General features: G+C 74.6%; 9 protein-coding genes. 4 read left to right on the plus strand and 5 right to left on the minus strand.

Annotation, left to right across the window (positions count from 1 at the left end):
• Nucleotides 1-1175 (minus strand): sensor histidine kinase (locus BU198_RS03905; protein WP_188295408.1); only part of this gene is annotated, 1175 nt, incomplete at its 3' end.
• Nucleotides 1176-1334: 159 nt separating this feature from the next.
• Here BU198_RS03905 and BU198_RS03910 point away from each other — a divergent pair.
• Both BU198_RS03910 and BU198_RS03915 read left to right on the plus strand, forming a co-directional pair.
• Nucleotides 1335-2258: an ATP-binding cassette domain-containing protein gene (locus BU198_RS03910; protein WP_188295409.1), complete on the plus strand. Its 924-nt coding sequence runs from the start codon at nt 1335-1337 to the stop codon at nt 2256-2258.
• 5 nt (nt 2259-2263) lie between these two features.
• Nucleotides 2264-3106, plus strand: coding sequence for an ABC transporter permease subunit (locus BU198_RS03915; protein WP_188295415.1), 843 nt, complete (start codon nt 2264-2266; stop codon nt 3104-3106).
• A gap of 80 nt (nt 3107-3186) precedes the next feature.
• Here BU198_RS03915 and BU198_RS03920 read toward each other — a convergent pair whose 3' ends face one another.
• On the minus strand, nt 3187-4692 hold the full coding sequence (locus tag BU198_RS03920; RefSeq protein ID WP_188295410.1) for an MFS transporter: 1506 nt from the start codon (nt 4690-4692) through the stop codon (nt 3187-3189).
• Nucleotides 4693-4934: 242 nt separating this feature from the next.
• Between BU198_RS03920 and BU198_RS03925 the strand changes: the two genes are divergently transcribed.
• Nucleotides 4935-7001, plus strand: a complete 2067-nt coding sequence (locus BU198_RS03925) for an MDR family MFS transporter (RefSeq protein WP_188295411.1) — start codon at nt 4935-4937, stop codon at nt 6999-7001.
• An 8-nt stretch (nt 7002-7009) separates the two neighbouring features.
• Here the strand turns inward: BU198_RS03925 and BU198_RS03930 are convergent, their stop codons facing one another.
• From BU198_RS03930 to BU198_RS03940, 3 genes are all read right to left on the minus strand, one after another.
• Nucleotides 7010-7579: a Uma2 family endonuclease gene (locus tag BU198_RS03930; protein WP_317619950.1), complete on the minus strand. Its 570-nt coding sequence runs from the start codon at nt 7577-7579 to the stop codon at nt 7010-7012.
• A gap of 125 nt (nt 7580-7704) precedes the next feature.
• The gene (locus BU198_RS03935; protein WP_188295413.1) at nt 7705-8973 is read right to left on the minus strand and encodes an MFS transporter; all 1269 of its coding nucleotides are present in this window, start codon (nt 8971-8973) and stop codon (nt 7705-7707) included.
• Nucleotides 8974-9137: 164 nt separating this feature from the next.
• On the minus strand, nt 9138-9806 hold the full coding sequence (locus BU198_RS03940) for a GntR family transcriptional regulator (RefSeq protein ID WP_188295414.1): 669 nt from the start codon (nt 9804-9806) through the stop codon (nt 9138-9140).
• Nucleotides 9807-10003: 197 nt separating this feature from the next.
• Here BU198_RS03940 and BU198_RS03945 point away from each other — a divergent pair.
• The coding region (locus tag BU198_RS03945; RefSeq protein ID WP_411293136.1) for a diaminopimelate decarboxylase family protein at nt 10004-10724 on the plus strand (721 nt) is incomplete at its 3' end.

Consider the following 10724-nt stretch of genomic DNA (forward strand, 5'->3'; position numbering starts at 1 on the left):
CCGGCCTCGAACTCCCCGCGCAGCAGGCCGACCCGCTCCCGCAGCCCGACCAGCCCGAAGCCGGCACCCGGCCCGGCGCCGACGCGCCCGACAGCACCTGACACGGCACCACTCGGCCCGGCAGCACGATCCCGGCCCCGGCCCTCGTCCGTGACCTCGACGGACAGCTCCCCCACCGTCCGGTGGTCCACCGCGACCACGCAGGCACCGACGCCCGCGTGCCGCACCACGTTGGCCACCGACTCCTGGACGATCCGGAAGGCCGCGAGATCGACCTCCGGCGGCAGCGGCCCCGGCTCCCCGTGCCGCCGGACCTCCACCCGCACCCCCGCGGCGGTGGTCGCCCCGGCCAGCCGGTCGATGTCGGCCAGGCCCTGCGGCGCCACCTCCGAGGCCTCGCCGTCGGCCCGGCGCAGCGCGACCAGCATCCGGCGCAGCGCGGCCAGGGTGTCCCGGCCGGCGGTCTCGATCTCGCCGAGCGCCTCCTTGGCCCGCTCCGGCCGACGGTCGATCACCCGGCGGGCCGCGCCGGCCTGGAGGGCGACGATGCCGAGGCTGTGCGCCACGGTGTCGTGCATCTCCCGGGCGATCCGCAGCCGTTCGGCCGCGACCGCCTCCTCGGCCGCCCGGGCGCCGAGCGCCTCGGCGTGCTCCCGGTTCTGCCGCACCGAGCGGCCGACCAGCCAGGCGACCAGCGCGAGCAGCGCGGCGCCGTCGGCCGAGCCGATGTGGGTGCCGGTGAAGACGCCCACCGTGTCGCCGCTCACCATGCCGAGGTGCAGCACCAGGAAGACCATGACCAGGGCGAACGCGGCCCTGGAGCTGCGGCGCGGCCGGGTGGCGGTGATCAGGCAGAGCGCGGTGTCCACGGCGAGCAGCGCGCCCGGCGCCACCTGGGCCCGGGCGGCCCAGCCGTCGGTCTCGGTGAACGCGGCGACCAGCAGCAGGGCGACCGAGAGCACCGGCAGCCGTCGCACCAGCGCCGCGCCGGCGAAGGCCACCACCGTGTCGGCCAGGGTGAAGGCCAGGCCGCCGTGCGCGGCGGCGCCGGGGTGCTGCGCGGCGTCACCGCCCATCCGGACGGCGGGGTAGCCGGCGGCCACGCACCAGGCGAGGCCGACCCAGACCTCGGGCGGGACGCGCCGGAACAGTGGTTGAGCGGGGGACGAGGGCATGGTCCGTGATCGTAACGACGGCCCGGCACGCCGTCATCCAGCCGTGGTTGTACGGCCTGGTGACACCCACGGTCGTACGGCCCCGGGTGACCTCCGCCCCCGGGAGTGTCGACGCCGGTCCGATGCGGGCCGCCGACTCCCCCGGGCATCGTGGAGCCCATGATCGAAGTCACCGAGCTGACCAAGCGGTACGGCCGTGGACGGCGCACCCGCACCGCCGTCGACCGCCTCACCTTCACCGTCCGCCCCGGCCGGGTCACCGGCTTCCTGGGCCCCAACGGCGCCGGGAAGTCCACCACCCTGCGGCTGGTCCTCGGCCTGGGCGACCCCACCGCCGGTGCCGCCACCGTCGACGGCCACTCCTTCCGCGACCGGCCGCGCGGTCTGCGGCACGTCGGCGCCCTGCTGGACGCGGGCGACGTGCACGGCGGGCGCACCGGCCGGGCGCACCTGAGGGTGCTGGCCCGCGGCAACCGCATCCCGCTCGGCCGGGTGGACGAGGTGCTGGCGGAGGTCGGCCTCGGCGGGGCCGCCGGACGACGCGTCGGCGGCTACTCGCTGGGCATGCGGCAGCGGCTGGGCATCGCGGGCGCGCTGCTCGGCGACCCTCCGGTGCTGCTGTTCGACGAGCCGCTGAACGGGCTGGACCCGGAGGGCGTGCGCTGGCTGCGCGGACTGTTCCGGCGGCTCGCCGACGAGGGGCGCACGGTCTTCGTCTCCAGCCACATGATGGCCGAGATGGAGCACACCGCCGACCACCTGGTGGTGATCGGGCGCGGCCGGCTGATCGCCGACGAGAGCCTGACCGAGTTCGCCGCCCGGGCCGGCCGGGCGACCGTCACCGTCCGGACTGCCGAACCCGACCGGCTGGCGGGCGTGCTGACGGCGGCGGGCGCCACCGTCGGGACCGGCCGGGACGGCGCCCTCGCGGTGTCCGGCCTGGACGCCACCCGGATCGGTGAACTCGCCCTGGAGCAGCGCCTGTTGCTGCACACCCTGACCACCAGGAGCGCCTCCCTGGAGGAGGCGTTCATGGAACTGACCGCCGACAGCGTCGAGTACCCCGCCGGAGAGTCCCGTTGAACACCATGACCGTCGACCACCACGCCGGGCCCCGCGCCCACGCCGAGCCCCGCGCCCGCTTCGCCGACCTGCTGGCCGCCGAGTGGATCTCGTTCTGGTCGCTGCGCTCGGTCCGCTGGGTGCTCGGCCTCAGCGCCCTGGCGATCGTCGCCGCCGGCCTCAAGTCCGCGCTGTACACCCGCGACCACTACACCCCCGGCGAGGACGACCCCGCGGTCATGGCGCAGGTGGCGCTGCACGACGCGTTCGACCTCGCCGGCGCCGACATCCTGATGCTGGTCGCGGGCGGCATCGGCGCGATCGTCATCGCGGGCGAGTACGCGACCGGGCTGATCCGCACCACGCTGGCCGCCGTGCCCGACCGCCGGGCGGTGATCGTCGCCAAGGCCTGCGTGTCGGCGGCCGTGCTGTTCGGCTACGGGGTGCTCACCGTGGGTGTCTCCTTCGGCCTGACCCAGGCGATCCTCTCCGACGCCGGCATCGGACAGTCCCTCACCGACCCGACCGCCCTGCGGTACGTCGCGGCGGCGGTGCTGTTCGGCCCGGTCTGCGCACTGGTCGGGCTGGGCCTGGGCACCCTGATCCGGCACGGCGCCGGCGCCGTGGTCGGCACCGTCGTGGTGCTGTTCTTCGTCCCCTCGCTGGTCACCGAGCGCTACCGGTGGAGCGCCGACCTGCTGCACGCCCTGCCGCTGCCCGCCTGGCAGCGGCTGGCCAGGACCACCCTGGTGGGCCAGCGCCCGTCCGAGTACCCGGCCACCGTCGCGGGCTCCTGGATCACCTTCGCGGCCTGGTCGCTGGCCTCGGTGGCCGTCGCGGCGCTCGCGATCCGGCGCCGGGACCACTGACGGCCACCCCGGGACCACTGACGGCCACCAGGACCACCGGCCGCCACCGGTCCGGCCCGGGCATCCGGGCCGGCCCCGGGTCAGGGCCCGTCCCCCAGCCGGGGCCCGCGGGCCCGGAAGCTGCCCCGGCCGGAGGACATGTCGGCGACCGCCACCAGCAGCGCGGCCAGCACCAGGCCGGCCGCGACCGTCACCCCGAGCTGGAAGGCGAGCGCCCAGTCCGGGCGAGGCCCGGCGGCGTGGGCGAAGAACACCGAGCCGACGACGGCGATGCCCACCGCCGAGCCGACCCGCTGCGCGGTCTGCAACACCCCGCCCGCGCTGCCCGCCCTGGCCACCGGCACCTGCTGGAGGGTCAGCGTCTGGTTCGGGGCGATCACCAGTCCGCTGCCGATCCCGGCGACCAGCAGCGGCAGCGCCGTCGTCCAGCCCACGTGCGGCCCGGACCACAGCTGCACCGCGAGCGCCGAGGCCAGCAGGCCGGCCAGCACCAGCACCAGTCCGGCCACCACCAGCCGCCGCCCCAGCCGGCTCACCAGGCGCCCGCCCACCGCCGCGGCCACGCCCGAGCCGACCGCGAACGGGGTGATCGCCAGGCCCGCCGTCAGCGCCGAGTAGTGCAGGCCCGCCTGGAGGTAGAGCGTGAAGATGAAGAAGATCGCGGTGAACCCGGCGAAGTACACCAGCGACAGCAGCGTCCCCGCCGCGTACGAGCGCACCGCGAACAGCGCCATGCTGACCAGTGGTTCGCGCCGTCGCCCGTAGTGCAGCTCCCAGCCGACGAAGGCGACGAGCAGCACCGCCGCGAGCGGCAGCAGCAGCCAGCGGGTCGCGCCGTGCCACTGCTGCGCCTGGACGAACGGCAGGAGCAGCGCGACCGTCCCGGCGCCGAGCAGCAGCACCCCGACCGGGTCGAAGTCCCGGTGCCCGGCCCGCTCGGCGGCGGGCGGCGGCGCCGGCAGCAGCCGGTAGGCGATCGGCAGCGCGGCGACGCCGATCGGCAGGTTGACCAGGAACACCCAGCGCCAGCCGTTCTCCGGGCCGACGGCGTGGATCAGCAGGCCGCCGAGCAGCGGCCCGACGGCGGTGGACAGCCCGATGGTCGAGCCGAGCGCGCCGAAGGCCCGGCCGCGGTCGGCGCCCTGGAACAGCACCTGGATGAAGCCGGACACCTGCGGCACCAGCACCCCGCCGGCGGCGCCCTGGAACAGCCGCGCCAGCACCAGCCACTCCTGGTTCTGCGCCGCCCCGGCGAGCGCGCTCGCCACGGTGAACAGCGCGAGCCCGGCGAGGAAGACGGCCCGCCGGCTGCGCGCGTCGCCGAGCCGCCCGGAGGGCACCAGCACCAGGCCGAAGGCCAGCGCGTAGCCGCTGAGCACCCACTGGAGGCCGCTGTCGGACATGTGCAGCTCGTCCCGTACGGTCGGCAGCGCGACGTTGACGATGCTGACGTCCAGCAGGGTCATGAACCCGGCGACCAGGCAGACCGCGAGTGCCCGCCAGCGGCGGGCGGCGGCCCGGCCGCCGACGGCGGTGGCGCCTGGCTGCGTCGGCTGCGTGGAACTGCGCGGAGGGTCGGCGGTCATGGGAGCCCCTTCCCGGGGGTCCGGGGGCGTCCGGGCCGACGGGCGGCCGTCGGTCGACTTCGCTCGGCCCATCCTCGCCCGGCCCTCCCGGGGCCGCCACCCCGGGCCGTCACGCCGTGTCACCTGCCCACGACCACCCCCGGATCACGCAACCGGGCCGCTCCCCCGGGCCGCAGCCGGCCGCGTCACCCGAACGGCCGAACCGGATCGCGACCGGCGCCCGCACCCCGGAGGCTGACGGCATGACCGTCGCCACCGAGACCCCGCCGTCCGCCCCACCGGTGCTGGACGTCCGGCAGCGGAACGTCGTCTTCGGCACCATCGTGCTCGGCATGCTGCTGGCCGCCCTGGACCAGACCATCGTCGGCACCGCGCTGCCCACCATCGTCGCGGACCTGGGCGGGGCCGCCCACATGTCCTGGGTGGTGACGTCCTACCTGCTGGCCGAGACGGTGGCCACCGTGCTGGCCGGCAAGTTCGGCGACCTGTACGGCCGCAAGCTGCTGTTCCAGGTCTCGGCGATCGTCTTCGTCGGCGGCTCGTTCCTGTGCGGCCTGGCGACCGACATGACGCTGCTGATCGCCTGGCGGGCCGTGCAGGGCATCGGCGCGGGCGGCCTGATGGTCACCTCGATGGCGCTGATCGCGGACGTCATCCCGCTGCGCGAGCGCGGCAAGTACCAGGGCGCGATCGGCGCGGTGTTCGGCGTGGCCACGGTGATCGGGCCGCTGCTGGGCGGGCTGTTCACCGACCACCTGTCCTGGCGCTGGGCGTTCTACGTCAACGTGCCGATCGCGGTCGTGGTGGTGGCGGCGGCCGCCAGGACCATCCCCTCGGTGCGCTCGGTGGTCCGCCCGGTCGTCGACTACCTGGGCATCGTGCTGGTCGCGGCCGGCGCCGGCGCGCTGATCCTGGCGACGAGTTGGGGCGGCAACCAGTACGCCTGGAGCTCCGGGGTGATCATCGGCCTGTTCGTCGGCGGCGCGCTGGCGCTCGGCCTGTTCTGCTGGGTGGAGACCAGGGCGGCCGAACCGATGCTGCCGATGCGGCTGTTCCGCAACCCGGTGTTCACGGTCTGCTCGGTGCTCAGCTTCATCGTCGGCTTCGCCATGCTCGGCGCGCTGACCTTCCTGCCGACCTTCCTCCAGTACGTGGACGGCGACTCGGCGACCGTCTCCGGCGTCCGGACGCTGCCGATGGTGATCGGTCTGCTGATCGCCTCGGTCGGCAGCGGCAACGCGGTCAGCAAGACCGGGCAGTACCGGCTGTTCCCGATCGTCGGCACCGCGGTGATGGCCGTCGGCCTCTACCTGCTCTCCCGGCTGGAACCCGGCACCGGCACCTTCCTGGCGTCCTGCTACATGTTCGTGCTCGGCGTCGGCATCGGGCTGAGCATGCAGGTGCTCACCATCGCCGTGCAGAACACCGTCGACTACGCCGACCTCGGCACCGCCACCTCCGGGGTGACCTTCTTCCGCACCATCGGCAGCTCCTTCGGCACCGCGGTGTTCGGCACCATCTACGCCAACAGCCTGAACACCGAACTCGGCCGGGGCGTCGACACCGCCGCCCGGCTCACCGGCGCCGACCCCGCCGTGCTCGGCCGCGCCGCCGAGAGCCCCCAGGGCCTGCACCAGCTGCCGGCCGACCAGGCCGCGCCGATCATCCAGGCCTACTCCGACGCCCTGCACACGGTGTACCTGTGGACCATCCCGGTGGCCGTGGTCGGCTTCGTGGTGGCGCTCTTCCTCAAGCAGGTGCAGCTGCGTGACACCGCCAGGGCGGGCTCCACCGACATGGGCGAGGGCTTCGCCCAGCCGACCACCCCCGACTCCGACCCGCACCTGGAGTACTCGGTCTGCAAGATCGTCCGCGGGGTGGACCTCGACACCGTCCGGACGATCGTCTCCGACGCCGGCACCCGGGTGGACCTGGCCGGAGCCTGGGCGCTGATGGAGGTGACCGGCCACACCAAGGCCGTCGGCCACGCCTCGCTCGACCTCATCGCCGCCCGCAAACGGGTGCCGCCCGAGGTCCTGGAGCCGGTCTTCGACCGGATGTCCGCCGAGGGCTACCTGCTCCGCGAGGGCGACCGGCTCTCCCCCACCGAGGCCGGCACCCGGGAGATCCGCTCCCTCGGCCGCGCCTGGTCCGACTGGCTCAACGCCCGCCTCGACGCCGACGCCGGCCGCCCCCGCAGCCCCGGGCTCCGCGCCGCGGCCGACGCCATCGCCTGGCGCCTCCTGGTCGAGGACCTCACCAACGGCCTCCCCGCCCACGCTCGCCCCAAGGACGCCGCCAGGGCCTGACCCGGCCGCTACAGGCGGGTGGTGTCGAGGTCGATGTCGAAGGGCTCCGGGAGGCGGACGGGCGTACCGAAGGGGTGCGGACCGCTCTCGGCGGCGTAGCCGAGCCGGGTCGGCTCGCTGTACAGGGTGCAGCTGCGGTTCTGCCGGTCGACCAGGAGGTAGAGCGGAGCACCGTACTGGCCGTAGCGGCGGCGCTTGACCACGCGGTCGGTTTCCGCGTTGGAGGGGGAGCTGACCTCGACGATCAGGAGAGTCTGATCGGGCAGCAGCGCGCCTTCGGTCTTCTCGGCGAGTTCGGCCGGCACGACGGCCAGGTCCGGGATGTACCAGTTCTCGCTGCCGGGCAGGTCGAGGTCGCCGGACCCGGACACCAGATCCAGCTGCTCCAGACGCGGGGTGATCTGGCGGCGGACGACCTCAGCGGCGGACTCGTGCGCCCACGATGGCGACATGGGGGTGATGACTCCCTCGATGATCTCGGTGCGGTCGCCCGCCGTATGCCGGATCGCGTACTTCAGTGCCCTCTCGGGGTCGCTGACGATGCTGTAGTCGCCAGGGACCTGGGGTGCCGTACTCACAACGCGTCTCCTTCCCATTGCGGATTCTCTCCCAGACCGTACGGCCATTCCCTCGATCGACCGGGATCGGACGTGTCTCGACCGTCGGACCTCCCTGTCCGACCGGTTCATGCCGGAACCCGTTGTCAGTCGGCCGGAACCTCCACCGGAACCGGGGCCGGGGCGGGGAGGTGGCGGCGGGAGGAGAGGACGATCACGGCGAGGCTGGCGAGGGCCAGGGCCGTCACCACGCTGAGCATCACGGCGTAGGAGGCCAGCGGGGAGAGCGCCGCGAGCGCCGCGGGGAGCAGGAAGCCGGAGTAGCACAGCGCGTAGTAGACGCCGGTGATGCCGGCCAGGTCGTCGGGGGTGACGATGCGCTGGATCTCCAGCAGGCCGGAGACCACCCCGATGCCGTAGGCGGCGCCGAGGAAGACCGCGCCGCACAGGCCGAGCAGCGGGGAGCGGAGCGCCGCGTCGCCGGCGCAGACCGCCATGCCGCAGGCCATCAGCACCATGGAGACGATGACGCCGCGCGCCGAGGAGAAGGAGTCCAGGCGCTTGGCGAAGGGCTGGACGAGGGCGCCGGTGCCCAGGGTGAGGACGGTCAGCAGGGTCGCGTAGGCCAGCGACCAGTGGCCGAGCCGGTCACCGACCAGCTGCGGGGTCACCGCGTAGGCGACGCCGGCCGAGCCGAACACCCACGGGGCCATCGGCAGGATGACCCGGACGAAGCGCCGGTGCCCGGCCGCCGGGACCTTGAGGTCGGCCCAGAGGCCGCGGACGGCGGCGGTACGGGCCCTGGTCTCCACGGCCTTCGGCAGCAGGAACAGCGCGGGCAGGGTGACCAGCAGGTGGGCGAGGTACGGGGTGACCATCGGCCAGGGGCCCCACTGGGCGAGCACGCCGGCCACCCCGGCGCCGAGGCCGAAGCCGAGGGTCAGGGCGAGCGAGGCGCGGCGGGCACCGGCCCCCGGGTCGGCGGCCGGGTCGTGCGGGGCCTGGGAGAGCTCCTTGACCCAGCTGGTGCCGACCGCCATCGCGATGCCGACGGCTATGCCGGTGAGGAACCGCCCCGCGTAGATGGGGAGTTCACCGGTGACACCGCCGCACAGCACTCCGCTGGCGGCCAGCGAGACGGCCACCGCGCCGATCATCAGCGGGCGCCGCCCGTAGCGGTCCGAGGCCGCGCCGCCGACCAGCAGCCCGGGGACCAGCCCGAGGACGTACGCCCCCAGGAAGGCGTCCACGGTGACCTCGGAGTAGCCGCCGAGGTCGCGGTACATCAGCAGCAGCGGGGTGAACTGGTTGCCGCCCCACCCGCAGCAGAGCATGGCCAGGGCCGCGAGCAGCCAGGGCCTCCCCCGGCCTGACGGTGCGACGGGTCCGGCGGACGGCTGCCGGGTGGTGCTCATGGTGGTGCTGCTCCTTGTCGGATGGCCGGATGGCCGGATGGGTCGGCGTACCGGCCTGACGGTGCGTCAACATGACGGCATGACGGCATGACGGATCGCCGGGTCCCGGCGGTCCGTCGGGGCGGGCGCGCGAACGGGTGCCGCGCGCCGGAAGGACGGGAAGCTCAGCGGTCGGTGACGGTGCGGTGGGCGTCCAGGTGGGCGCGCAGCGCGGCGGTGAAGCCCTCGGCGTCGCGGGCGGCGATCCGCCCGACCAGCACGGTGTGTTCCTCGACCAGCGAGGCCAGCCGCTGCGGCTGCCGCTCCGGCCGCTCCTGGAGCAGCTGGACGGCCATTCGGCGCTGGCGGTCGCGCAGCGTCCCGTAGAAGCGTTCGGCCAGCTGGTTGCCGGCGGCCGTCACGATGCCCCGGTGGAAGGCCTCGTCGGCGTCGGCGAAGGCGCCGAGGTCGGCCCGGCGGGCGGGTTCGCGCTGCTGGTCGATCAGCCCGGTCAGCTGCCGCACCAGCGCGTCGAGGCCGTCCGGGCGGCGGGTGATCCGGCGCACGGCGGTGCTCTCCAGCGCCTCGCGCAGCTCCAGCACGTCCTCGGCCTCACCGGGCCCGACCGGCACCACGACGGCTCCGCGCTTGGGGAAGAGCTGGAGCAGACCCTCGGCCTGCAACCGCAGGAAGGCCTCCCGGACCGGGGTGCGGCTGAGCGAGGCGCGCTCGGCGATCTCGCCCTCGCTGATCAGCGTGCCGCCGGGGAGGCCCCCGCCGAGGATGAGGTCCTTGGTCAGTTCGTACGCGCGGTCCGCGGCCGGGACGCGAGCGGGAGGCGGGGTGTCGGCCATGGATCACACCGTAGCACCATAGACGCAAGCTTGGATGCAACAGCCCGGGACGGATCGTGGTGACCACCGGCAGCATCGATTTCCGCAGCATCGATTTCCGTACTGCTCAGGGCCGGAACAATGCGCTTTCTCACTCCCTCCCCCAGGACCGAGGATGGGCGGGCCAGCCAGCCAGCCGGGAGGAAGCCTTGTCCCCTGTGTCGCCAGCCCTGCCGCCCGTCGATCCGGGTCTGCTGCCGCTCACCGCCGAGTACCGCCCCGAGGGCCTGTCCGTCGGCGGTGTGCTCCTGAGCGAGGCGGCCCGCCGGTACGGCACGCCGCTGTTCGTCTACGACGAGGAGCACCTGCGCCGGCGCTGCCGGGAGGCGGTGGCCGCCTTCGGCCGGGGCAACGTCGCCTACGCCTCCAAGGCCTTCCTGTGCACCGCGATGGCCCGCCTGGCCGCCGAGGAGGGCCTGCTGCTGGACGTCGCCTCCGGCGGCGAGCTGCGCACCGCCCTGTACGCCGGGGTGGCCCCGGACCGGATCGTGCTGCACGGCAACAACAAGGACGAGGCCGAACTGCGCACCGCGCTGACCGTCGGCCTGCGCCACATCGTGGTGGACAGCTTCGACGAGCTGGACCGGATCGAGCGGCTGCACCGCGAGGAGGGCCTGCCGCCGGCCCGGATCCAGCTGCGGGTGGCGCCCGGCGTCGCGGCCGGCGCCCACCAGGCCATCCAGACCGGCGGCCACGACTCCAAGTTCGGCTTCGGCCTCGCCGACGGCGCCGCCGCGCCCGGATCCAGCTGCGGGTGGCGCCCGGCGTCGCGGCCGGCGCCCACCAGGCCATCCAGACCGGCGGCCACGACTCCAAGTTCGGCTTCGGCCTCGCCGACGGCGCCGCCGCGGCCGCGGTGCGCCGGGCCGAGGCCTCCGC

It is taken from the genome of Streptomyces sp. CBMA156 (assembly GCF_014596515.1).
GTDB lineage: Bacteria > Actinomycetota > Actinomycetes > Streptomycetales > Streptomycetaceae > Kitasatospora.

What these genes read in the sequence shown, in the direction of transcription:
- BU198_RS03935 (WP_188295413.1), bottom strand. Translation starts at nt 8,973, where the DNA reads ATGAGCACCACCCGGCAGCCGTCCGCCGGACCCGTCGCACCGTCAGGC.
- BU198_RS03920 (WP_188295410.1), bottom strand. Translation starts at nt 4,692, where the DNA reads ATGACCGCCGACCCTCCGCGCAGTTCCACGCAGCCGACGCAGCCAGGC.
- BU198_RS03910 (WP_188295409.1), top strand. Translation starts at nt 1,335, where the DNA reads ATGATCGAAGTCACCGAGCTGACCAAGCGGTACGGCCGTGGACGGCGC.
- BU198_RS03925 (WP_188295411.1), top strand. Translation starts at nt 4,935, where the DNA reads ATGACCGTCGCCACCGAGACCCCGCCGTCCGCCCCACCGGTGCTGGAC.
- BU198_RS03915 (WP_188295415.1), top strand. Translation starts at nt 2,264, where the DNA reads ATGACCGTCGACCACCACGCCGGGCCCCGCGCCCACGCCGAGCCCCGC.
- BU198_RS03940 (WP_188295414.1), bottom strand. Translation starts at nt 9,806, where the DNA reads ATGGCCGACACCCCGCCTCCCGCTCGCGTCCCGGCCGCGGACCGCGCG.